The sequence below is a fragment of the Paenibacillus sp. JT31N7 genome, from assembly GCF_059692095.1.
This window is the reverse complement of sequence record NZ_JCAUAT010000003.1, coordinates 378,060-399,648: the sequence shown is the minus strand read 5'-3', so window position 1 is coordinate 399,648 and position 21,589 is coordinate 378,060. Positions and strand designations below refer to the sequence as shown.

Annotated in this window: 22 protein-coding genes; 8 read left to right on the top strand and 14 right to left on the bottom strand. The window is 53.7% G+C overall.

Annotation, left to right across the window (positions count from 1 at the left end; genetic code table 11):
• Positions 1 to 23: 23 nt before the first annotated feature.
• The 4 genes from AC58P5_RS16395 to AC58P5_RS16380 form a co-directional block, all read right to left on the bottom strand.
• Positions 24 to 545 (bottom strand): phage major tail tube protein, encoded by a 522-nt coding sequence (locus AC58P5_RS16395; protein ID WP_497388259.1) that lies wholly within the window; start codon positions 543 to 545, stop codon positions 24 to 26.
• 14 nt (positions 546 to 559) lie between these two features.
• Entirely contained in the window at positions 560 to 2,008 is a 1,449-nt protein-coding gene (locus tag AC58P5_RS16390; RefSeq protein ID WP_497388257.1) for a phage tail sheath family protein, read from the bottom strand.
• Positions 2,009 to 2,105: 97 nt separating this feature from the next.
• The gene (locus tag AC58P5_RS16385) at positions 2,106 to 2,579 is read right to left on the bottom strand and encodes a hypothetical protein (RefSeq protein WP_497388255.1); all 474 of its coding nucleotides are present in this window, start codon (positions 2,577 to 2,579) and stop codon (positions 2,106 to 2,108) included.
• Positions 2,580 to 3,017: 438 nt separating this feature from the next.
• Complete coding sequence (locus tag AC58P5_RS16380) at positions 3,018 to 3,470, bottom strand: NUDIX hydrolase (RefSeq protein ID WP_497388253.1); 453 nt, start codon at positions 3,468 to 3,470, stop codon at positions 3,018 to 3,020.
• A gap of 301 nt (positions 3,471 to 3,771) precedes the next feature.
• Between AC58P5_RS16380 and AC58P5_RS16375 the strand changes: the two genes are divergently transcribed.
• The gene (locus tag AC58P5_RS16375; RefSeq protein ID WP_009675610.1) at positions 3,772 to 3,999 is read left to right on the top strand and encodes a hypothetical protein; all 228 of its coding nucleotides are present in this window, start codon (positions 3,772 to 3,774) and stop codon (positions 3,997 to 3,999) included.
• 100 nt (positions 4,000 to 4,099) lie between these two features.
• Here the strand turns inward: AC58P5_RS16375 and AC58P5_RS16370 are convergent, their stop codons facing one another.
• Positions 4,100 to 4,255, bottom strand: coding sequence for a hypothetical protein (locus AC58P5_RS16370; RefSeq protein WP_218229909.1), 156 nt, complete (start codon positions 4,253 to 4,255; stop codon positions 4,100 to 4,102).
• Positions 4,256 to 4,499: 244 nt separating this feature from the next.
• On the opposite strand from AC58P5_RS16370, the gene AC58P5_RS16365 reads away from it, so the two are divergent.
• Positions 4,500 to 5,984 (top strand): aldehyde dehydrogenase family protein, encoded by a 1,485-nt coding sequence (locus AC58P5_RS16365; RefSeq protein ID WP_497388250.1) that lies wholly within the window; start codon positions 4,500 to 4,502, stop codon positions 5,982 to 5,984.
• 131 nt (positions 5,985 to 6,115) lie between these two features.
• Here the strand turns inward: AC58P5_RS16365 and AC58P5_RS16360 are convergent, their stop codons facing one another.
• On the bottom strand, positions 6,116 to 7,030 hold the full coding sequence (locus AC58P5_RS16360; protein ID WP_497388248.1) for an NADP-dependent oxidoreductase: 915 nt from the start codon (positions 7,028 to 7,030) through the stop codon (positions 6,116 to 6,118).
• 389 nt (positions 7,031 to 7,419) lie between these two features.
• On the opposite strand from AC58P5_RS16360, the gene AC58P5_RS16355 reads away from it, so the two are divergent.
• Together AC58P5_RS16355 and AC58P5_RS16350 are read left to right on the top strand one after the other, a co-directional pair.
• Entirely contained in the window at positions 7,420 to 8,316 is an 897-nt protein-coding gene (locus tag AC58P5_RS16355; protein WP_497388246.1) for a LysR family transcriptional regulator, read from the top strand.
• 309 nt (positions 8,317 to 8,625) lie between these two features.
• Complete coding sequence (locus tag AC58P5_RS16350; protein ID WP_497389100.1) at positions 8,626 to 9,924, top strand: NCS2 family permease; 1,299 nt, start codon at positions 8,626 to 8,628, stop codon at positions 9,922 to 9,924.
• 126 nt (positions 9,925 to 10,050) lie between these two features.
• Here AC58P5_RS16350 and AC58P5_RS16345 read toward each other — a convergent pair whose 3' ends face one another.
• On the bottom strand, positions 10,051 to 10,251 hold the full coding sequence (locus AC58P5_RS16345; protein ID WP_009675561.1) for a hypothetical protein: 201 nt from the start codon (positions 10,249 to 10,251) through the stop codon (positions 10,051 to 10,053).
• A gap of 133 nt (positions 10,252 to 10,384) precedes the next feature.
• Here AC58P5_RS16345 and AC58P5_RS16340 point away from each other — a divergent pair, with 133 nt between their 5' ends.
• Positions 10,385 to 10,882, top strand: a complete 498-nt coding sequence (locus AC58P5_RS16340) for a Crp/Fnr family transcriptional regulator (RefSeq protein WP_497388244.1) — start codon at positions 10,385 to 10,387, stop codon at positions 10,880 to 10,882.
• Between the two features lie 46 nt (positions 10,883 to 10,928).
• On the opposite strand, the gene hmpA is transcribed toward AC58P5_RS16340, so the two are convergent.
• Positions 10,929 to 12,158 carry an NO-inducible flavohemoprotein gene (gene hmpA, locus AC58P5_RS16335; protein ID WP_497388242.1) on the bottom strand — a complete coding sequence of 410 codons (1,230 nt, stop codon included), beginning with the start codon at positions 12,156 to 12,158 and terminating at the stop codon, positions 10,929 to 10,931.
• A gap of 193 nt (positions 12,159 to 12,351) precedes the next feature.
• Here hmpA and AC58P5_RS16330 point away from each other — a divergent pair, with 193 nt between their 5' ends.
• Complete coding sequence (locus AC58P5_RS16330; protein ID WP_497388240.1) at positions 12,352 to 13,983, top strand: glycoside hydrolase family 10-like protein; 1,632 nt, start codon at positions 12,352 to 12,354, stop codon at positions 13,981 to 13,983.
• A gap of 122 nt (positions 13,984 to 14,105) precedes the next feature.
• On the opposite strand, the gene AC58P5_RS16325 is transcribed toward AC58P5_RS16330, so the two are convergent.
• On the bottom strand, positions 14,106 to 14,633 hold the full coding sequence (locus tag AC58P5_RS16325; protein WP_497388238.1) for a GNAT family N-acetyltransferase: 528 nt from the start codon (positions 14,631 to 14,633) through the stop codon (positions 14,106 to 14,108).
• Between the two features lie 189 nt (positions 14,634 to 14,822).
• Here AC58P5_RS16325 and AC58P5_RS16320 point away from each other — a divergent pair, with 189 nt between their 5' ends.
• Positions 14,823 to 15,083, top strand: coding sequence for a hypothetical protein (locus AC58P5_RS16320; RefSeq protein WP_497388236.1), 261 nt, complete (start codon positions 14,823 to 14,825; stop codon positions 15,081 to 15,083).
• 16 nt (positions 15,084 to 15,099) lie between these two features.
• Here the strand turns inward: AC58P5_RS16320 and AC58P5_RS16315 are convergent, their stop codons facing one another.
• The 3 genes from AC58P5_RS16315 to AC58P5_RS16305 form a co-directional block, all read right to left on the bottom strand.
• Positions 15,100 to 15,807: a DNA alkylation repair protein gene (locus AC58P5_RS16315; protein WP_497388234.1), complete on the bottom strand. Its 708-nt coding sequence runs from the start codon at positions 15,805 to 15,807 to the stop codon at positions 15,100 to 15,102.
• Between the two features lie 212 nt (positions 15,808 to 16,019).
• The gene (locus tag AC58P5_RS16310; RefSeq protein WP_497388233.1) at positions 16,020 to 16,376 is read right to left on the bottom strand and encodes a HesB/IscA family protein; all 357 of its coding nucleotides are present in this window, start codon (positions 16,374 to 16,376) and stop codon (positions 16,020 to 16,022) included.
• A gap of 147 nt (positions 16,377 to 16,523) precedes the next feature.
• Positions 16,524 to 17,885 (bottom strand): MFS transporter, encoded by a 1,362-nt coding sequence (locus tag AC58P5_RS16305; RefSeq protein ID WP_497388231.1) that lies wholly within the window; start codon positions 17,883 to 17,885, stop codon positions 16,524 to 16,526.
• A 166-nt stretch (positions 17,886 to 18,051) separates the two neighbouring features.
• On the opposite strand from AC58P5_RS16305, the gene AC58P5_RS16300 reads away from it, so the two are divergent.
• The gene (locus AC58P5_RS16300) at positions 18,052 to 18,711 is read left to right on the top strand and encodes a helix-turn-helix transcriptional regulator (protein ID WP_497388229.1); all 660 of its coding nucleotides are present in this window, start codon (positions 18,052 to 18,054) and stop codon (positions 18,709 to 18,711) included.
• Between the two features lie 105 nt (positions 18,712 to 18,816).
• On the opposite strand, the gene AC58P5_RS16295 is transcribed toward AC58P5_RS16300, so the two are convergent.
• A complete protein-coding gene (locus tag AC58P5_RS16295; protein ID WP_497388227.1) occupies positions 18,817 to 20,295 on the bottom strand; it encodes an Lsa family ABC-F type ribosomal protection protein in 1,479 nt (492 codons plus the stop codon).
• A gap of 337 nt (positions 20,296 to 20,632) precedes the next feature.
• On the bottom strand, positions 20,633 to 21,313 hold the full coding sequence (locus AC58P5_RS16290; protein WP_497388225.1) for a formylglycine-generating enzyme family protein: 681 nt from the start codon (positions 21,311 to 21,313) through the stop codon (positions 20,633 to 20,635).
• Positions 21,314 to 21,589 lie beyond the last annotated feature (276 nt).

Below are 21,589 nucleotides of genomic sequence, written 5' to 3'. Positions count from 1 at the left end.
TTCGGATATCAGATGGATTTGAATTAAAGTGCGAGATCCGCGCGGACGGATGCGAGCTGGTCTTTCCCGTTTACGACAAAAATGTAGTTGAATTTGTCCACTTCCAGCATAACTTTGCCTCCTACGGACACTTTCAGGTAAACGACTTCAAACTCGGTGGAGCCTTCCATCGCCGCACCGACTTCGAGACTGCCCAGCGTACCTGTTTTAGGGAAAGCTCGGACCGTAATCTTGGCGCCCTCGGTAGCGTAAATACCGGTCCCCGTATTATAGGATTGCTGGGAAGCGCGGAAATCGAGCGCATGCGCTTCGGGAGCAAGAAGCTCCAGAGCGGCCGGATCCATCGTATTCCAGGTCAGCGAACAGGTCATGGGACCGAATTGGCCGATTGTCGGGCTCTCGACTTCACCCGCGATACCCGCTCCTTTTACGGATTCGGAAAGATATTCGAGGCTGGGCAGTTCAACGGTCGCTACCCCCAGAAACTGACTTCCGTTCTTATATACCGTATACCCTACAATTTTATCGCGTACTTGTTTAGCCATTGTGAAATTCCTCCTTAGGATTGGATGGCGCCGAGATACTGCGCATCATATTCGATTTTGAATTGGATTTCCTGAGCCGGGCTCGGCGGTGTAACGAAAATGTGGAATTTCAGCTTGCCGTTCATGAGATCGGCTGCGGGATTCTCTTCTTTGATAAACTCGACGCGGCCGCCGAGGATGTAACCGCTCGCCTGAAGACCGTTCATCCAGATGTTCAGGGAATCCGTCACGGATTCAACCAGACGTTTGTTGGCGGGGTCATCGACATGCTTCCAGTACGTCAGGATGACCGAATTCTGGATCCAGTCGAACATGCGGCGGACCGGAATAAACGCATTCTGCGGGTCCGTAACTTCCGGGAAAGCGGCCGTACGGTTGCCCCAAGTCTTCCAGCCTCCGACAAAGTTCAGCGCGGTGAAGATGCCTTGATTGTTCAAATATTCGGCCTCGTCCGGTCCAAGCGGAAGCTCGGTGCCGTTGTCCAGTACCGTTCCGTCGGCTTGGAGCAGTTTGTTGGACGGCGAGCGGTGCGGTACACCATCGCTCTCCAGATCGGTCCGGCACATGACGCCGGCGAGGTGCGTGGAGAAGCGGTACGTACGGCCGTCCTTGGTCACGTTCGGATAAGCGGCGATTTGACGCTCGCTGACATACCCGTTTTCTTTCTTGAAAACGGCAAGGTCCGTGAAAGTTCGGTCTGCAGGCAGATCGGTCAGCGCCATCGCTTTGAAATGACCGTTGATGCTTTCCGCTTTAGCGGCCAGAACGGATGCGACTTGCGGGTCGTGCGAGAAGCCCGGAGCGAGCACAAGCGTCGGAACGAGCTGAAAGCGCGGGAAAACCTGCTTGATCAGATCGAGCCCGGTCACTTCGCCTGTAGCCGCGTCCGTACCGCCGATAAGATCGGCTGCCGTCACTTTGGAGCGGTCCAGCTTGTCGTAGCCGACTTTCAGCGCGGTTGCGGCCGGACTGATGGCGCCGCCTTTCACAACGGAGAGCGTCGGACGGCCTTTTTTATCAAAAGCCAGCGTGTAATCTTTCTCTTTGTTGTAAGTCGTCGTGCCGTCTGCGGATTGAACCGTTACGCTTGAAGGCAAAATACCCTCCGCACTCAGTACGGCCATTCCCGCTGTCACCATCGCTTCGGACGGAGCGGCGGACGTTTTGTGCTCGGCCGGATCGAGAATGTTGACCAGCACAACCGGCGCCTGCTTGTACAAGCGGAAATGCGAGTACATGAATTCGCTCAGCGTGTAAGACTCCCAGTCTTCCGAGTAGCCGAAAGCGTCCACCGCTTCATCCCAGCTTTTGCAAAGGACCGGCGTATTCACCGGCGCTGCGGCCAGCTTCGACAGATGAACGGGCGCCGTACCGAATACGACCGGAATGGTCGCCTGCGGGGATACCGGGGTCATGACCGAGAAAGGCACCTCGCTTGTATAAATACCGTGACGTTCTGACATAGTTAATAATCTCCCTTCGAATGTTGACAAATTGGTTTGGGTGGAACTATTAATCCTTAAAACCTGAAGCTGCTGCGCTCTCTTGCGTCTCTACGATCTAGTCGTAGATCAGATCTTCACGTACCGGCGCCGGTACGTTCCATTCGGTGACCATTTCGGCCGTCCACTGCGGGTAAGCCTGCGTATTGGCAAGCTTCCATTTCAGCGGTCGCTGAAGCTCGAACATCCCGCCGATGATTTCCTTCTTAAGAACGGCCTGGCGTACTTTCTCGATCAGATTCAGCACGTCGGCATAACCGAACGGGTCGGTCGAGGAGGTTCCGAAATGAAGCCGGACCTTGACGGAGCCTTCCTCATTCCCGTCCTGCCCTTCCAACGCCCGGAGCAGGACAAAAGGAAACAAGCCCTCCGGCAGCGGTTCCGCGGGCTCGTCCAGCTTGGCCGGCGGAAACCTTTCGGCTCCGGGAAGCCAGCCGACATGGACGGTCACGGGCCTTTCGCCCGCTCCGCTGTCCCGCACCGATTGTTCCACGAAGCTCTTAAGCGTCTGGAGCAGCATGCTCGTGCTCATTGGCCTTCACCTCCACGGTTGCAGTTCGGGACGCCTTCCAGCCGAAGCCGCTGCCTCCATTCATCGCGGTGTGTTTTCGTATTCACCGCCTCCTTTCAATCGTTAAAAATCCGTCGTGACCGGCTGGGCGGTTACAGGCGGATTTTTGGGTCAGGTAATCGGGAGAGCCTTCGGATGATCCGGCGAAACAAAAAAGCAGCCGGGCTATAAAAGCCGATGGCTGCTGAATGGAGTGTTTTCCGGTGTTCGTGTCTCTCTCTCGATTTCCTATGTTATAAATATACCTGACCCTGAAGCAACTAACACATGATTTTCCCATAAAAAACAAACAACAAAAGCATAGCTTTTTTAAAGTAATTTTATCAGGGAAAGGCGCGACCCTCTCCGCTGTGCATGGGCGCTCAAAACACCATAAGCCACCCGGTCTTCCCGCGGCAATCATACCCGAGCAGGATCGGCCGCCCAGCCGAAGCTCTCGAACCAGAGGTTCTCCTGCCGGTTCAAAAGCGCCTCGCGTACATAGGGCACCATCTCGGCGGGAAGCCCGTCCTCCGGGAACCAGCGGAGCTCTTCGCACTTATGGGGTTCCATGTTGCCGATCTCGCCCTGCCAGCTGCGCGCCCTCAGGAAAAAGTCGATCCATTCGGAATTCGTGTTTTTGCGGTGCATGATGCCGGTGATTTCCAGATCCTCGGGCCGGATGTCAATTCCCGCCTCTTCCTTCGCTTCCCGTACGGCAGCCGCTTTCACTTCTTCTCCGCCGTCGATTCTTCCGGCCACGACACTCCACTTCCCGTCCGCGAACCCCGTATTTTTTCTCTTTAATAGAAGCGTTTCCCCATTGCGGGACAGAAAAACATGAACGGAACCGTAAAATATAGGTGTTCTCATTTTAAAACCTCCAAGGAATTGAACATTAAGCAAAACTTTTCTGAAACATATTTCGTTTCATATTATGAAAAACGGTTTAGTAGGAAGTGGATCTTTGCAGATTGACCGGCAAACTCCTCATTTTTGACTTTACATTTATGAAAACAAACGATTTTCCACCTAAATTTCAAACATTCTGTGGCGGAGGTTGATCATTCCCAAAAAAAAATTGCAAAATCTATCGTTTTTTTAAGTTTCCTTTAATATTCGTAATTTATACTATTTTCAAAGATTGATCTATCTTACAGGAGGTAGAAATCACATGAAAACCATTATCGTATTCAATAATCAAAAAATACCCGTCTTTTATACAGAAGCGAGCAAAAAAGCATTAAGCTTATTGAAAATTGCCCTGGAAGCGAAGTGGAACAACGGAAAACGCGCTGTAAAGACGTGTCTGGAGAACCTTATCTCCATCGAAATCGAGGGAACGGAAGCGATTCTGCATTCCCGCCGCGAAAGCGATACGCTTGCCTTGTCTCTCTATTAAAACTCAATCATCAATGATTTGTCAGGCCTCTTACATACGGCCCCGCGAAAAAGATCCCGCCCGGGATCTTTTTTGTGCGTTAAGGGGGAATTTTTCCGGCTTAACGCTTTTCGTTAATCGCTTCATTGCGGAGCGCCTGCTCGAAATCGGCGATGGTCTTTTTAAGCAGCGGCCCTTTATGGCCCGAAAGCATCCTTTTATTTTCCTTCTTCAATACCGCCAAAATAAGCTCTTTCTGATCCCGGCTGAGCAGCATGATCCCAACCTCCCTTTCCTCGGCAAATCTTTTGCACGCCCGCCTGGCAGGCCGGCTGCTTTTCTTCCCTTTTCACGGGGTCCCATTATTTTATCATGTTCACTCCGCAGCGGGATAGACCCGGAAACTTTGCAAGCTTCCTGTCATATTTTCCGCGCTAGTTTGATATAGATACAATATCACGGATGACAAGCTATGAGAGATGAGCCGAGCATAATACCTTTCCTAAGGAGGCATGTGTGAAATGAACGAACTGATCCTGACGGTCCGACCCAAAATCCAGCGGTTCCTGAACGGAACGAAGCGGCTTTTCATCGACGGAGAATTTGTCGATTCCGTTTACGGGCGCACCTTTACGACCCCCAACCCGGCAACGGGCGATATTTTGGCGGTCGTGAGCGAGGCGACCGAAGAAGATATCGATCTGGCCGTAAAAGCCGCCAGGCGCGCTTTCGACGAAGGCCCCTGGTCGACCCTGAACGCCGCGGAACGGAGCCGGCTCATTTACCGGCTGGCCGATCTCGTCGAAGACAACCTGGAGGAACTCGCCCAGCTCGAAACGCTCGACAACGGCAAGCCGATCGTGGAGACGCGTGCCGCCGATCTGCCGCTGGCCGTCGAGCATCTCCGCTACTTCGCCGGCTGGTCCACGAAAATCGTCGGCCAGACGATCCCCGTCAGCGGCGGGTATTTCAACTACACGCGCCATGAGCCGGTCGGTGTTGTCGGGCAGATTATCCCGTGGAACTTCCCCCTGCTCATGGCGATGTGGAAGCTCGGCGCCGCGCTGGCTGCCGGCTGCACCGTCGTGCTTAAGCCGGCCGAGCAGACGCCGCTCTCGGCCCTCTATCTCGCCGGGCTGATCCAGGAAGCGGGCTTCCCGCCGGGCGTGGTCAACATCGTGCCGGGTTACGGCGAAACGGCGGGACAGGCGCTCGTCAATCACCCGCAGGTCGACAAGATCGCCTTCACCGGCTCCACGGAAGTCGGCCGCTCGATCATGCGGCAGGCCGCGGATCGCCTCAAGCGGGTGACGCTGGAGCTGGGCGGGAAATCCCCGAACATCATCCTCCCCGATGCCGACTTGTCCCGGGCCATTCCGGGGGCGCTTTCGGGGATTATGTTCAACCAGGGGCAGGTCTGCTGTGCGGGCTCCCGCCTGTTCATCCAGAAGAAGATGTTCGACAACGTCGTCGCCGACCTGGTGCTGTATTCCCGCAAGCTCAAGCAGGGCGCGGGGCTGAGCCCCGACACCCAGATCGGGCCGCTCGTATCCGAGGAGCAGCAGAACCGCGTGCTCGGCTATATCGAGCGCGGTCTGGAGGAAGGAGCCGAGCTGCTGACGGGAGGGACGAACCCGTTCGAAGAAGGCTACTTCGTGGCGCCCACGGTTTTTGCCGGCGTCCAGGACAGCATGACCATCGCCAAGGAAGAAATATTCGGACCCGTCGTAACGGCCCTGCCTTTCGAGGATCTGGACGATGTGATCGCCCGCGCCAACGATACGGATTACGGACTGGCTGCCGGGCTGTGGACGGAAAACGTCAAAAACGCCCACTACGTCGCAAACAAGCTCCGTGCGGGCACCGTCTGGGTCAACTGCTACAACGTGTTCGACGCGGCTTCTCCGTTCGGCGGCTACAAGCAGTCCGGCATCGGACGCGAGATGGGATCCTACGCGCTGAACAATTACTGCGAAGTCAAAAGTGTCTGGATCAATATGAACTGATCCCGATTTACGGCTCAACCTAGTCAAGCTCTCAACGGAGAAAAGCTCTGTCCCCCTGCGGGACAGAGCTTTTTTATTCACTCCAAAAGCCTGTTGAATGACTCAACAGACTTTTAGCATGCGCCGGCAAATCAATCCTCCATGATCAGCACGATTTTTCCGCGGCCGTGGCCGATCTCCATCTCCCTGTGCGCTTCGGCGGCTTGGCTCAAAGGGAATGTTTTCCGCACATGGATGGAAAGCTGTCCCCTGACATACAGCTCAACCAGCTCGGACAGCCGCTCCGCCGACCGCCTGCTGCGGATCCAGCGGACGCCGAGTTCGCCGGTAAGCTCGAATGCGACCGTCGTCGCTATCCGGTTCCGGTCGGGGACAAGTTCCACCGCCGCAAGCAGCCCATCGGCTCCCCCCGCGTCCAGAGCGGCGTCCACTCCTCCCGGGGCGTGTGCCCGCACTCTCTCGGCAAGTCCCGGTCCATACGTGACCGGAATGGCCCCAATCGAGCGCAAATAGTCGTGGTTGGCGGGGCTGGCCGTCCCGATCACGGTTGCCCCCTTCGCCCGGGCGGCCTGTACCGCAACCGTTCCCACTCCGCCTGCGGCCCCGTTGATCAACAGCGTATCGCCGGGGCCGACGGCCAGCTCTTCAAGCGCCGTGAGAGCCGTCTGCCCCGCTCCCGACAGGCCCCCCGCTGCCTCCCACGGCATAGCGTCCGGCTTCCGCACAAGCTGATCCTGAGGGACGACGACATATTCGGCGTACGTGTACTGCATGCGGTAGCCGAGCACCTCGTCTCCGGGAATAAACGCGGTGACGCCGCTCCCCGCCTGATCCACGATACCGGCAAACTCGCCTCCGGTCACGTGAGGCAAAGCGACGGGAACGCCCTGGGGCTGAAATCCCGTACGGATCGCACAATCTACCGGCTGGACGCCCGCCGCCTTGATCCGCACTCTCACTTCTCCTTCGCCTGCCTGCGGCGCTGCAATCTCCAGCCGCTCCAGAACCTCCGGCGGACCGAACTTGGTAAACCCCATTGCTTTCATCCTTATCTCCTCCTCTTTATAAGGCCGCATATGCAGAAACGGCCCTTTGCAGCGCAGCTTTTCAGCTTCTAATAAACCTGTGTTCAATGAATTTCGTCTTTCAAACTTTCAGGCTTTCAGACAATCCGTCATGTGATGCCGAGCAACGCGCGCTGAGAGCTTCGCGCCCACCGATTTCACCGCATGCTCGGCGGATGCCAAAGGAAGGTTCCTTCTGTGTTACGGGCTACCGAATCCTTGCCATAGCCGACGGACCCAATGATAGCCGGATCTTCACGGGAGCGTGGTTGCCGGCCCCCGTACCCGTATTTTATAATGGAGGCCTGATAATAAAAAATACATCTTATCGCATAGCACTCATTCCATTGAGTATATAAGAGGAGGAGCATATGGAAATTTTGCAGCTCCAATATTTCCGTACAGTCGCCAGGCTCGAGCACATGACCAAAGCCGCCGCAGAGCTTCATATCGCCCAGCCGGCGCTGAGCAAAACGATTGCCCGTCTCGAAGAAGATTTGGGCGTGCCTTTGTTCGACCGACAAGGGCGCAAGATCAGCCTGAACACGTTCGGCAGAGCCTTCCTGAAAAAAACGGAGATTGCCCTGACCGCGCTGGAAGAAGGCCGGAAGGAAGTGGCGGATCTGTCCGGTATGGAGCAGGGGAGCATCTCCATCGCTTCGCCGATCCTTAACCGGCTGTCGGGTCCGTTGGGCGAGTTCCTCAGGCTGTATCCCGATGTCCGCCTCCGTCTCACGCAGGCGCCCACGGAAGATTTGGGCGGTATGCTCGAAAGCGGGGAGGCGGATTTCTGCTTCACCGCTTATCCGGTCGGCCAGACCGGAATCGTCGAGGAGCCTGTCCTCAGCGAAGAAGTTTTTCTGGCCGTGCCGCCGGGGCACCGGTTGGCGGACCGCACGAGCATCGCTTTAAGTGAAGCGGCCGGGGAGCCTTTTATCGGGTACAAAAAGGAGCACGTCTTCCGTAAAAGGGACGACGCTTTGTTCCGGCAGGCGGGCATGACGCCCGATTTCGTGTGCGAAGTAAACGAACCTTCGGCCAAAGCGGCTCTCGTCCACGCAGGACTTGGCGTCGCCTTCGTAGGAGCCTGCAACCGCAGCGAAGAGCCGCCGACGGCTCTCATGGTCCGGATCCCGATATCGGACCCCGTCTGTTTAAGCTCTTACCAGCTCGCTTGGCACGAGAAACGTTATTTATCCAAAGCCGCGCAAAAATTCCGCGACTTCATCCGTCACTATTTCTCAACCGGAACCGATACGATGATATGATCTTGGACTGCGATAGGACTTTGGGTGATCGTCATACAAAGCTTCTGCGTTCAGGACGATGCGGATGATCCGGGTCGTGTCGATTCTGTTCGATCGGCCGCGATTAGAGAGCGTAAGCCTCCCTGTGCGATGCTTTGCGATGCTTTGCGATACTTTGCGATACTTTGCGGAGAAAGCTGCATACTAACACAATAACGGTAGCTTCCTTGGGTGTTTCTGGTTATAATGATTCAAGCGAAACGGATACGGATTTACATACCCGGCGTTTCGAGGGTGGGCCGAGGGATACTTCAGAAAGAAGGATGAATGTTGGTACGTTTTCTCGATCGCCGGTTCGGGCTTGAGGCCCACGGAACGACCGTGCGCCGCGAGCTCATGGCCGGATTGGTTTCATTCGTGACCAGCGTCTACATTATTATTGTCAATTCCGCGATTCTTGCGGATGCCGGAATTCCCGTTCAAGCGGGAATGATCGCCACCATCGCCACTTCATTCGTCGGCTGCTGGCTGATCGGCTGGTGGAGCAACACACCGCTCATTATCGTGCCGGGCATGGGAATCAACGCCCTGTTCACGTACACCGTCGTGCATACAATGGGACTATCGTGGCAGGAAGCGCTTGCGGCCGTCTTCATCTCGGGGCTTCTCTTCTGCCTGGTCGCCTTCACCGGGCTGGCCGGGCGGATCTCGCAATCGGTTCCGCATACGCTGAAAGAAGCCATCGGGGTCGGTATCGGGCTGTTCCTGACGTTTATCGGCCTGCAAAAAAGCGGAATCGTCGTGCCAAGCGCCTCGACGTTTGTTGCGCTGGGCGATCTCGGCAGTCCCGAAGCGGTCGTGACCCTGCTGACGCTCGCCCTCATGACCGTTCTGTACGTCCGCGGCGTGAACGGCAGCTTCCTCATCGCCATCGTGTTCGGAACCGCCGTCGCCTGGCTGCTCGGCCTGGTAAACCCGGCTGCGGAAGCCCCGGGGTTCGGGCTTCGCGATGCCGCCGCCGTCTTCGGCGCGCTCTCCTTCGGGAGCCTCTGGACGCTGCCGTTCTGGATCGCGGCCTTCTCGATGGCGATGGTCATCGTCTTCGAAAACCTCGGCCTGATCCACAGCCAGACGGCCAGCTTCGGGCGCCCGGACACCTACCGCCGCGCGTTTCAAGCCACGGCCGTGTCGAACATGGCCGCCGGACTGCTCGGCTCGAGTCCGACCGTATCCGCGGTCGAAGGCTCGGCCGGAATCGCTTCCGGCGGACGCACGGGGCTGACCGCCGTGTTCACCGGCGTGCTGTTTCTCGGCTCCTACTTTGCGGTGCCGCTGCTTCAGGCCATTCCGGACAGCGCGATAGCGCCCGTGCTGATTATCCTCGGCTCGCTTATGCTCGGCAGCATAAAAGCGATCCCTTTCGAGGATTTCAGCGAAGCGTTTCCCGCTTTTCTCGTGATCGCGCTGATCCCGCTGACTTACAGCATCGTCGACGGAATCGCGCTGGGCTTTATCGCTTACCCGGTCGTGAAGCTTGCGGCCGGTAAAGGCCGCCAGGTTTCCGCGACCCTATACGTCATTGCGCTGCTCTTTCTCCTGTACGAAGTTTTGCAGGTTATGAACAAGTAACGGAATCTGCGGGCGAACCCGGTTTACCCGCTTGCCGCAGCTCTCTTTTCCGGCATAAAAAAACGCCTGTCCGCGCTTCCTTTTCGGAAGACGGGCAGGCGAATTTTTTAACACGAAGCCGCACGGTCACGAGCTCCATCCCGAAGCCATGACGATGAACGTAACGAGAGCCGCCAGACCGACTACGAGGTAGACGGTCCCCTGGACTTTCTTTTTCTGAAAAAACCGCATGATGCTCATGCTGACCATCGACCCGATAAAAAGGATCAGCAGCAGGCTCGTTACGAACATGCCGGTTGTTAACGCGTCCAAAGAAGTTGTTGCCACGACGTTTTCCACCTCGATAAGATTGGTTTTCCGGTATCCTGTAAAGATCCTTCCTCGATTATAACCGGAATCTGGGCGAAAACGGTACATTCTTTCTACATTTCTATGAACAAAAAGAAAGGCGGGGGTCCGGATGATTCTGCATAAAGGTGAAATCCTGTTCCGGCAGGGCGAACAAGGTCCCTTGTTCCGCATCCGAAGCGGTCTCTTCAAGGTCGTGCGCCTTCAGGAGAACGGGGAACAGTTTCTGTTCAACATCCTGAACCCCGGGGAGCTGATTCCCCACCATTCCCTGCTCACGCCCAAAGAATACCACGGGACGGCGATTGCTCTCATCACAAGCGAAGTCGAGGTCATTCCGGCCGCGGAGTGGTACGCGGAGCTTCAAGAGAACCCCCTGCGCTACCGGGACGCCGCCCTTGTGCTGCAAGACAAGCTGAGAGCGATGCAGCAGCGCATCGACCAGCTTACCGCGCTCACTCCCGCCCGCAAAATCGAGCTGCTCGGCCAGTGGTTCGCCCGCTATGTCGGGGACATTCCGCTTGGCGATGTGCTGACCCAGGAAGAGATCGGACAGCTTGTCGGTCTGCGCCGCGAAACGGTCAACCGGCTTCTCCGGAAGGGGCGCTGAGCGCCGAAAGAACAGGTCCGCCATAGAGGCGGACCCGTTTTCTTTTTTACAGGTTAAGGGACGGTCCGAAAAATTCATAGTGGAGAGATTCCGCCGGAACGCCGGACTCCTGCAAGTACCCGATCATGTCACGCATAAACGATACGGGGCCGCAAATATAATAGTCGGCATGCTCGCCGGATTCCGCCGTTATTTCCTTCAGCTTCTCCGCCGTCAGCCGGCCCTCCGAATGGAAGGCGCCCGCGGCTTTGTCTTCGTCCGTCGGCTGTGTGTAGCAAATATGCGTGCGCAGACAGGTTTCGGCCGCCGAGGCAATCCCCTCGTCCTTCATCGCATCCTTCATGGCGTGCAGCCCGCCGTCGGCAGCGCTGTGGATGAAAGCAACGGACCGCGCCGGCTGCTCGGCCCGAATCGTTCTCAGCATGCTCATCAGCGGAGTTAAGCCTACACCAGCGGACAGGAGCACGACCGGCGTATCCGCGGAACGGTCCAGCGTAAAGTCGCCGGCGGGAGCGGAGAGCAGAAGTGTGTCGCCTTCCCGCACGGCTTCGTGCAGATAAGTCGAAGCGACTCCCGGCTCGCGGGTATCCATGCCCGGCTCCTTCTTCACCGAAATCCGGTAATAAGGCTGTCCCGGACGGTCCGACAAGCTGTACTGCCGGTTCACGAGATGTTCCCGTCCGGGGATTTTCATCTGCACGGTCACATACTGACCCGGCTCGAAAGCCGCCAGCGCTCCCCCGTCCTCCGGCACCAGGTAAACCGACGTGATGTTCCCGCTTTCCGCCGTTTTCCTCCGCACCGTAAACTTCCGGAATCCCGCCCAGCCTCCCGGCTGATGGAGCGCCTCATCCGCCATTTCCGTCTCCACGCCGATAAAAGCCGCGGCGATTACGGAGTATGCCTCTTCCCAGGCGCCGAGAATCTCCGGCGTCGCCGCATCGCCCAGCACCTCGGAAATCGCGCCGAGCAAATTCTCGCCGACGATCGGATATTGGTCCGGCGTAACTCCGAGACTCCGGTGTTTATGGGCGATCCCCTTGACGGCCGGCATGATTTCATGAAGCCGGTCGATATGAACGGCGGCCGCATACACCGCGTTGGCCAGAGCCGTCTGCTGCCGGCCCTGCTTCTGATTGCCGTGGTTAAACAGATTCAGCAGCTCCGGGTGGCTTTCGAACAACTTTTCGTAAAAACGGGTCGTAATGGCTTTTCCGTGCACTTCCAGCACCGGTATGGTGGACTTAATGATTTCGATCGTTTCGGGTTTCAACATGATTAATCTCCCCTTCGTCTTCGTTCTTGCTTACAGTATAAAAAATCACACCCCTTCCCCTAGTGATTCCAATCACATCGTATATTGCAGCTTTGTGAACACTCTAGCATCCCTTCCTTCGGCTTTTTTCGTCATAGAGTCGGTTTTCCCCTCATAGAATGGGGTATCACCTGCAAGGAGGATGTCTTCACTTATGAACAAAAAGCACATCGCCGCACTGGTCGCATTAGCCTTTACAGCAGCCTTGCTCGTGCTTCTTACCGGCTCCCTGGGGGACCGGAAATCGCTTCTTGCCGAAACACTGAGCGCTGCAGGCTCCAAGGCAGGTTCGATTACACAGGCGGAAAACCAAGCTTTATCCGCCCCACGGCAGCTCCGGGCCGTCTGGATCGCCACGGCCTGGAACATCGACTGGCCGTCGAGCCAGGGGCTGTCCCCCGCCAGACAACAGCAGGAGTTCGTCGCCATGCTGGACGAAGCCAAGAGTGTCGGAATGAACGCCGTCATCGTGCAGGTCAAGCCCAACGCGGACTCTCTCTATCCTTCCGAGTACGGCCCCTGGTCGGATATTCTGACGGGCAGGCAGGGCCAGTCCCCCGGGTACGACCCGCTCGCCTTTATGGTCGAAGAGGCGCACAAGCGCAACCTGGAATTCCACGCCTGGTTCAACCCCTACCGAATCGGCAAAACGAAAGACGCCGGCAAGCTGGCCGCCGATCACCCGGCTCTAAAGCACCGCGACTGGGTCGCGTCTTACGCGGGAACCCAGTATTACAACCCCGGTGTCCCGGAGGTCAGGGATTTTGTCGTGGCCGGCATTACCGAAGTCGTCCGGAAGTACGATATCGACGCGGTTCATCTCGACGATTATTTTTATCCGTATCCCGAGAAAGGCAAAGATTTTCCCGACGATTCCGCTTACCGGAAATATGGTAAATCGGAGTTCGGCTCCAAGCCCAATTGGCGCAGGGATAACGTTAACCGGCTCGTTGAATCTATTCATGCCGCCATCAAAAAGGAAAAGCCCTACGTCAAATTCGGCATTTCTCCGTTCGGCGTATGGCGCAACCAGAATGCGGACCCGACCGGATCGGAAACGACGGCGGGTACTACGAATTACGACACGCTTTTTGCGGATACGAGAGCGTGGATCAACGCCGGCTGGGTCGATTATATCGCTCCGCAGCTGTATTGGAACTTCGGCTTCAAGCCGGCGGCCTACGATAAGCTGGCCGACTGGTGGATCAAAGAAACCGAGGGCAAGCCGGTCCAACTGTACATCGGGCACGCGCCCTTCAAAATCGGCCAGCAGGACCCGCCGGGCTGGCAAAACCCCGACGAGCTGCCGGATCAGCTCAAGTTCAACGCCCGCAGCGCCGGCAAAATCAGCGGCAGCATCCTGTTCAGCCTCAAGGATATCCGCCGCAATCCGCTCGGCTTCCGTGACCGGCTGAACACGGAGCTGTATGCCAGCCCGGCGCTGGTGCCGCCCATGCCTTGGCTGGGAAGCGCGGCGCCTCAGCCGCCGAAGGCTCTCTCCGCCGAGAGCACGGCGGACGGCGTCCGGCTGGACTGGCGCGACGGCGGCGGGAACCCGGCCTACTACGCCGTCTACCGCGCGGAAGGAAGCGGCTCCGAGGCCGCACGTCTGATCGGCACCGTCCGCAGCGGCGGAAGCGGGGCCCAGACGTTCACCGACCGTGCCGCCCCGGCCGGGAAGCCCCTGCGTTACGTCGTGACCGCGCTGGACCGGCTGCATAACGAAAGCACGACGAGCCGGACCGCCTCCGCCGACGTGCCGGGCAGGTTCGCGAAGGCGAAATAACACGAATACCCTCCATCCGCTTATTCGGGATGGAGGGTATTATTATGGGCGGAACATACCGGGAACGGCAAGCGGCTTACCCGCTCCACCGGTCGGCCCGGTCTACGCGTCCGGTAAATCATCTACGTGCCGGTTGATCCCAGCACCCGCCCGGCGGGAACGTGGTACCGGCAAATGCCGTCGATGTTGTCCTGCAGAACGCCTCCGCAGCTTTCGATCACACGGCGCGAAGGCGCGTTATCTTCGTTGCAGGTCAGCAGCGCCTCACGTATGCCTTTGCCGGCCGCTTCCCGAAGAAGGAGCTGCAGCAGCAGCTTCGCGTAGCCTTTGCCCCGCTCCGAAGGGCGGATAACATAGCCGATATGGCCGCCCCGCTTTTTCAGCTGGACGTTCAGCGCGTGCCGCATTTTCCCGTATCCGACGGGCCTGCCGTCCACATAAAGCCAATAAACCGTTTGAGGGACGAGCCCTTCCGGCAGCTGTTTGGCCCGCGCCATGTTATAATTTTTGACAAGCAGATTATGAAACTCGTCCCGGGTTTCGCTGTAAAAGCTGTTTACGAAGCCGTTTGCTCCCAAACCGATCTCACGCGTCATTTCAAAGATGTCCGAGCCTTCCTCCACATTCAGTTCGCGCAGTTCTTCCTTCATACGGGCAGCTCCTTTACTCCTTTTGAAAAATATACGGGATTTGGCGGCAGAAAAAAAGCCCCCTTTTATAGAAGGAGACTTTCGGACCATAATTGGATGCGTCAGTTGAACCAGGCGCCGCCTGCCAAAAAAACACCGCAGTCCAGGAGGAGCAAGGTAGGTCAATCAAACTAAGAACAGGAGATGTTTATGCCGGAACAAAGCAAACATAAGAAGAAATGGTACCTAAGAAACGGTTTTGTACTCGCTTTATGTGTTATAACACCGCCTATAGGGTACATTCATGTTCTAGTTAACCGGAAACAATGGGAACGCAAAGAAATGTTGCGCTACTTGGCTTGGGCAACCGTGTTTACATCCTTCTGGCTTTTAAAATTTATCTCAAAAGAATTGCAGCTTGTTGCATGGATCCTAGCCTTGGTTTACTTGTCTTTAGGAAAAAAAAGGTAGTGCCCGGCCTTATTTCTTAACACCTTACATATTTACGTTTGAAACCAAGTCGGCCTTTATTTACGGCCTTTTGAATATTTTCGGAAACTTGTAGAAACTTACTTTTTGTCTTGTCCCGATTGACTTCTACCGGGCCTACCGCCTTTGCGGTCTCGACTGCCTTATCATGGAGGGGCAAATAGGATACCCCCACGGTATAAATAAAATTATTCATCGCGTATTTAGCTCTTTCGGGAGCATCATGAATCGTATCTTCTACAATTTTAAGCATATCGGCAAGTTTGCTTTCGGAAAATTCACCGTCATGCCGATTCCCCAAAAGCCAGCAGTAACAACTCCAGCCCGCCGACATTCTCAACTCTTGGCCGCTTGCGATCCATTTATCCGCAACTTCTTGTGCAATATCTGTTTCTGCCAAGGTTACGGCCACCACATAATCGGACAGCATATAAAAATACGCGGCATCTATCCAACGCTCAAAATCCGCGGCAGTCATTGCTTTCGGGTCTGCGATTACGCCGGCAAAGTACATGGCGTCATAATTCCCCGTGTTGTAAAGCTCCTCGGCCAAAGGCTGATTTTTTTTAATTTTCTTAGCCATGGGCTTCATTGCGCCTGTAGCCACACCAAAGAGCGGTTCGTGCGCGCCATTGGAAACGTAAATTTTCTTAGTTCGTTCCTTGCCGAGACTTTCAAGTTCCTGCATAACCATTTCAACATTCATTGTTTATCACTTCCTTATTTCCGAAGGATTTCATCACGTTTATTATAGCCAAAACCGGATAAAGATTATCTGTTGTATGGCCCCATTTAGAAGCTTCACTGCTTATTATACAGTCATTTTCCTGTCGCAAAAAATGATTGACGTATATTCATGTCCTAAACCCGCGACAAGAACATACGTCAATCCGTTAATAAGGCTTTCTCCCCCGTATTTTAATCACATTTTTTAACTTCCCCACGGTAATTTTCCAGTCTGAAACTAGCTCCACATCCACATGAAGCTCTTGCATGAGGGTTATTCAAGGTGAAACCGCCTATCATCCCCCTTTCTTCATAATCAATTTGAAGACCTTCCAAATATTGAATACTATTCGTATGAACCACTATACTAAATTCACCTTTATTTAATAAGATATCACCTTCTGTTTTCTGCTCATCCGCTATAAGCGTATAGGATAAACCGCTGCATCCCCCCTCATCAACGCCTATTCTAAGGAAAGAATTTCGGGGATTAGTACTGGATAAGATTTCGGCGATTTTTTCTGATGCTGCTTCACTGATCTGTATCATCGTTGTATTTCTCCTTGGAACGTCATTTTTGGTTAGCCGGTAGGTTTGTAACAAGAGCAGATCTATAAATGGTTTGCATAGAACCGTTCTATGTCACAACCGGCATGAAACTTCTGTTTTTGTATGTTTAGAAGGCTTGTTTATAGGTTAGTTTGCCGGTCTAATCCGGGTGCTGGCGAATAAACTCATTACGATTAACAAGAGATGAAAACCCATCGTTACAATTAATCCGGATTGCAGCGACATCCCTGCAGCTTGACAAACGACAAGAATAGAACCGCCTATCCCGATGACCACGCCCGGTGTAAAAGAATCCGCGAATTGCAGATTTGCCGAAGTTTCTCCAACATCTCCATTCCCTGTTTGGGAGAATGCCACAACGCCGCTAATAGGATGCGCCAATCCAATTCCGATTCCAGCTATGATTTGTCCGATAACCGCAACGGCAACTGTCACAACAGGTACCCAAAATACAAAGGAAATCCCAATTGCAAGCAATAGCACACCAAGAATAATTCTTGTATGACGTCCGCGACCTTGGTCCGCCGAATCCCAGCGTCCTTGCAAATAGGCAATGAGGCACCAACTTAGCGCAGCGCTCGCTACAATTAATCCGGCCTGAGAAGGAGTAATCCCTTTCACATCTATTAAAGCCAATACCAAGAAATTTTGTGTGCTGGTATAGGCAGCGAAGAACAACCCGCGTGTCGCTAGAATAGCCGGCATGCCTCTCCGGAAAGCAAGCGTCCCCTTGGGCAGCAATTTGCGCAGCGGATATCCCATCAGCACTAAGCCGATCATGACTAAAACAAATCCTGTAAGGATCGGCAGCATGCTTAGACCAACTAGGAAAATCCCCGTACCTAGCGTTAATAGTAAGGCCAGCCATGCAGCTGAAGCCCCGTTGTTCCCTTGTTGTGTCCTCTGTATCTTTAATTTCCTGAATGCAGGTAAACTAAGCAGGGCTGAAACAGCCAGGATCGGCAATATCCCCCAGAAAACAAACCGCCAGGACCACTGATCGGCGATTAGACCTGCAATGTATGGACCGAGCATGGACGGAAGAACGTAGGCAGTACCGAATGCTCCGAGGATCTTGGCACGTAATTGATCCGGATAACTTAAGGATATTGCCGTGTACACGCAAGTCATCATAGCTCCGGCCCCTAACCCCTGCATAGCACGCGACCCTATCATGGTATACATATCGCCTGCTGTTGCGGCAGCGATCAGCCCGACGATAAACAAAATAAGTGCGAAAGTGAACGGTGCTGCAGGTCCTTGTCTATCAATGATTCGACCGACGACCAAGGTGCCGATAATCTGCGCAAGCAGATACGTACTGAATATCCAACCGAACAGGTCGAGGCCGTTTAAGTCACCGGCAATGGAAGGGGCAATCGTCGTTACCGATAAGCCTTCGAATCCGACTGCCATCACCGACAGTATGATTCCTATGGACAGGGCAAAATAACGCGGGCTGAAAATGCTTTGAGAATTAGACGACATGAAAGGTGACCTCCAAGAAAATTATTATGTATACATCGTATCCGGATACTTAGTAAACATTTATGTTGATAAAGTTTAAGTTACAGTCCGATTTTGACTTTGTCAACATTTTTGTTTAAAATGTAGGGAGTGATGTAGATCCGGTCATTGGATAAGGAGGTTCATCATGAACCGAAATCGAACGAGTAAGGATGCTTCGACCAGTACCCGGAGAGCGATTATTGATCTGCTAAAGCAGCAGGGAGGAATGGATGTTGTGGCACTATCCTCCAAATTTTCGCTATCCGGAATGGCTATTCGTCAACATTTAAATGCGCTGAAAGAAGAAGGCTTGGTTACTTATGAAGAAGAAGCCCGCCCCATGGGCCGACCAACAAAGCTATGGAGATTAACCCAAGAGGCTGATCGTTTTTTTCCAAGCGGATATTCTGAGTTATCCGTCAGTCTGATTAATTCGATGAAAGAGGCTTTCGGAAACGAGGGGCTGGACAAGCTGCTGGCTGTCCGGAATAAAAATATGCAAGAGCAATATCTCCAATACCTTGGCGGCGCATCCGGCATAAGAGAGAAGCTGGACAAACTGGCCGATATTCGAACCGGCGAAGGCTATATGGCCGAGGTCAAGGATCAAGGCGATGGCAGTTTCTTGTTTATTGAGAAGCATTGTCCGATCTGTGAAGCTGCTGTTGTATGTACCGGGTTATGTAAGAATGAGCTGCATTTATTTAGTACAATTCTTGGGAAACATGTTCTTGTTGAACGTGTAGAGTATATTTTGGCCGGGGGAAGAAACTGTGTATACAGGGTTAGGGAAAATAATCTGTGACCAAAAAGAGTAAAGTACACAACAATTGAACCGAATGAATTGAATTTGCGGACAAAAAAACACCGCAGTCCAGTAGGACTGCGGTGTTCGAGTATGCCAAAGAAGTTAAAGCTCCACTACCTTGGTCGCAATATTGTCGCAAAATTCACGGTCATGCTCCACAAAAAGAAGGGTCGGCTTATGCTCAAGCAGCAGCTCTTCAATTTGCATCCGTGAAATGACGTCGATGAAGTTCAGCGGCTCATCCCAGATATGCAGATGAACGTGCTCGCACAGACTTTTGGCGATCAGCACCTTCTTTTTCTGCCCGCCGCTATAAGACGAAATGTCCTTCTCGAATTGAACACGAGCGAAATCAAGTTTTCTCAAAATCGATTTAAACAGGCTTTCCTCAATTCCATTTTCCCGGGCGTAGTCGGTTAAGCTGCCCCGCAGATGGGCGGTATCCTGCGATACGTAGGATATTTTCAGCCCGCTCCCTTTCCGGAAGGTGCCGGTGTAATCGATATCTTCACCGAGAATCAGCTTCAGAATACTCGATTTTCCCGAGCCGTTTTTGCCCGAAAGCGCAATCCGCTCTCCCTGTTCCACCGTAAAGCTGATATCGCTGCAGACCGTCTTATCCCCGTATTGAATCGACACGTGGTCGAGCTCGGCCAGCTGGTTTTTGTGATAAACAAGCTGGGAAATCTTCAAGCTTTCGGAGCTTTCGATGTTTTTTAGGAGATACGAACGATCTTCAATCGCGGTCTGCTGTCTTTGCTCGATTGTTTTGGAGCGTTTCATCATTTTGGCAGACTTGTGACCGATATATCCTTTATCTACCTTGGATCCGGAATTTCTTGTGCCGTTTTTCGTCTTCTCCACCTCATGCGACCAGTTGCTTGTACGTTTGGCCGCATCCGACAGCCGCTTGATGTCTTTTTTCAGCTTTTCGTTCTCCGCAAGCTCAAATTCGTCCTGCATTTCTTTGTTTGTCCACCAGTCCGAGAAGTTGCCTTTCCGGATTTCGATGTTGGTTTTGTTGATGGACAAAATGTGGTCGACGCAGTGATCGAGAAAAGCTCTGTCGTGAGAGACCAGAATATACCCGCTTTTGTTCCTCAGATAGCTGCTGACCAGTTTGCGTGCTTCCATGTCGAGATGGTTGGTCGGTTCGTCAATGAGCAGAAAGCTGTTCTCCTTAAGAAACAAAGCCGCCAGCATCACTTTCGTCTGCTCCCCGTTCGACAACGAGTCGAAGGGCCGGTCCAGCACATCCTCGGAAACCTTCAGCAAGGAGAGCTCGCGCAATAGTTCCCAATGAGCATAATCCGGAAAAATGTCGCCGATCACATCCAGCGTCAGATTTTCCTTGTGCTCCACCGGATAAGGAAAATATTCAAACTGGACTTGAGCGGAAATCGTTCCGCTGTATTCATACTTGCCCTGCAGCAGGTTCAGAAACGTGGTTTTCCCCCGGCCGTTTCTCCCCGTAAAACCCAATTTCCAATCGGTATCGATCTGAAAGCTTACCTCTTCGAATATGTTATCGTAACTGCCGTCATAAGCGAAAGTCAGGTTAGAGACCCTAATCAATGACATGATAGAATCCTCCTTTGAAAAAAAATAAGAGCTGCAAGAAAGTTACCTTTCCCGCAGCTCAAATATAAAAACAAATCCAACCCGCGACGGGGTCAGACCTGTATATCCGATTTGAGTTGAAAAGGAGTGTAACTTTCTTGCATAATAATACATAAAACAAGCGATAATTCTCGCTATTATGTTTTATTATTATGAGCAAGAAAGTTTACATTATCCTCTTCAACTCCATTCAGTAAATTATTGTCATAGTAGCATACTCACTCTATAATTGCAACCCGCAGCCGTCGGCGCGAATCCCCGTGCCTGACTGCTGCTCCCCTTCCAAAAAAGGCCGAAGTTACCCCGACCGGGCCAGCCGGAATCCGAGATCGTCTATGCCAAAGGTCGGATGGCTCCGGCGGCGGCACGTTGCCCCGCAGCCTCTGGCCTCTTCCGCCCAGCTGCCTCCCCGAAAAATTCGATAGGAGCCGTATACTTTTTCATCATAGACATCCCAGCACCACTCCCAGACATTCCCCAGCATATCGTAGAGTCCCCAGGCGTTCGGTTCCTTGGTCCCTACTTCTTGCGCCCCGCCTCCCGAATTTTCGTTGTACCAGGCAATCTCATCCAGCTCTCCGTATCGGTAACCGGCCGTCCCTGCTTTGCATGCGTACTGCCACTCCGCTTCCGAAGGAAGCCGATAACCGTCTGCTTCCCAGTCACACAGGATGGTTTCATCCTCCCCGCTTATCGAATAACATTCTTTCAGTCCGGCCTGCCGTGAAAATAGATTACAAAAAGAAACGGCTTCCTCCCAGGAAATATTCACAGCCGGCTTCAAATTTTCGTCCGGTGAATAGGGTGAGTTCGTCGTAACTGCCTTGTACAGCCCCTCGGTTACAGGATAACGGGCAAGCAGAAACGGTCTTATTTCAGCTTTCCATTTGGTATGGACCCGATCATCTCTTAATTCGATTTCTCCGCCCGGAATGTTTACCATCGGATGGTCTATGTACGCTTTTCGTTCATCAGACAAACGGTCTTCCTCCCAACGACTATGATTTTACAAATCTTATCGTGCTTGGAACCGTTAATCAATATAATAATTACCCGTGCACGGATGTTAAACACGGTTCATGATTCCAGACTCACACCATACTTACACGACGGTCTGCAAAATGCGGCTTGCCTGCAGCATACTAAGCGGCATGATAAAGCGATACCGTACCCTAGGATACGCTTAACCGCATCGCTAAGATTACAGGTTGACGCCCTGGCGACCGCATTAAAAAACCGCGATAATCACGGACCC

Coding starts and splice junctions, on each gene's coding strand:
- AC58P5_RS16395 (WP_497388259.1), bottom strand. CDS start 545: ATGGCTAAACAAGTACGCGATAAAATTGTAGGGTATACGGTATATAAG.
- AC58P5_RS16390 (WP_497388257.1), bottom strand. CDS start 2,008: ATGTCAGAACGTCACGGTATTTATACAAGCGAGGTGCCTTTCTCGGTC.
- AC58P5_RS16385 (WP_497388255.1), bottom strand. CDS start 2,579: ATGAGCACGAGCATGCTGCTCCAGACGCTTAAGAGCTTCGTGGAACAA.
- AC58P5_RS16380 (WP_497388253.1), bottom strand. CDS start 3,470: ATGAGAACACCTATATTTTACGGTTCCGTTCATGTTTTTCTGTCCCGC.
- AC58P5_RS16375 (WP_009675610.1), top strand. CDS start 3,772: ATGAAAACCATTATCGTATTCAATAATCAAAAAATACCCGTCTTTTAT.
- AC58P5_RS16370 (WP_218229909.1), bottom strand. CDS start 4,255: ATGCTGCTCAGCCGGGATCAGAAAGAGCTTATTTTGGCGGTATTGAAG.
- AC58P5_RS16365 (WP_497388250.1), top strand. CDS start 4,500: ATGAACGAACTGATCCTGACGGTCCGACCCAAAATCCAGCGGTTCCTG.
- AC58P5_RS16360 (WP_497388248.1), bottom strand. CDS start 7,030: ATGAAAGCAATGGGGTTTACCAAGTTCGGTCCGCCGGAGGTTCTGGAG.
- AC58P5_RS16355 (WP_497388246.1), top strand. CDS start 7,420: ATGGAAATTTTGCAGCTCCAATATTTCCGTACAGTCGCCAGGCTCGAG.
- AC58P5_RS16340 (WP_497388244.1), top strand. CDS start 10,385: ATGATTCTGCATAAAGGTGAAATCCTGTTCCGGCAGGGCGAACAAGGT.
- hmpA (WP_497388242.1), bottom strand. CDS start 12,158: ATGTTGAAACCCGAAACGATCGAAATCATTAAGTCCACCATACCGGTG.
- AC58P5_RS16330 (WP_497388240.1), top strand. CDS start 12,352: ATGAACAAAAAGCACATCGCCGCACTGGTCGCATTAGCCTTTACAGCA.
- AC58P5_RS16325 (WP_497388238.1), bottom strand. CDS start 14,633: ATGAAGGAAGAACTGCGCGAACTGAATGTGGAGGAAGGCTCGGACATC.
- AC58P5_RS16320 (WP_497388236.1), top strand. CDS start 14,823: ATGCCGGAACAAAGCAAACATAAGAAGAAATGGTACCTAAGAAACGGT.
- AC58P5_RS16315 (WP_497388234.1), bottom strand. CDS start 15,807: ATGAATGTTGAAATGGTTATGCAGGAACTTGAAAGTCTCGGCAAGGAA.
- AC58P5_RS16310 (WP_497388233.1), bottom strand. CDS start 16,376: ATGATACAGATCAGTGAAGCAGCATCAGAAAAAATCGCCGAAATCTTA.
- AC58P5_RS16305 (WP_497388231.1), bottom strand. CDS start 17,885: ATGTCGTCTAATTCTCAAAGCATTTTCAGCCCGCGTTATTTTGCCCTG.
- AC58P5_RS16300 (WP_497388229.1), top strand. CDS start 18,052: ATGAACCGAAATCGAACGAGTAAGGATGCTTCGACCAGTACCCGGAGA.
- AC58P5_RS16295 (WP_497388227.1), bottom strand. CDS start 20,295: ATGTCATTGATTAGGGTCTCTAACCTGACTTTCGCTTATGACGGCAGT.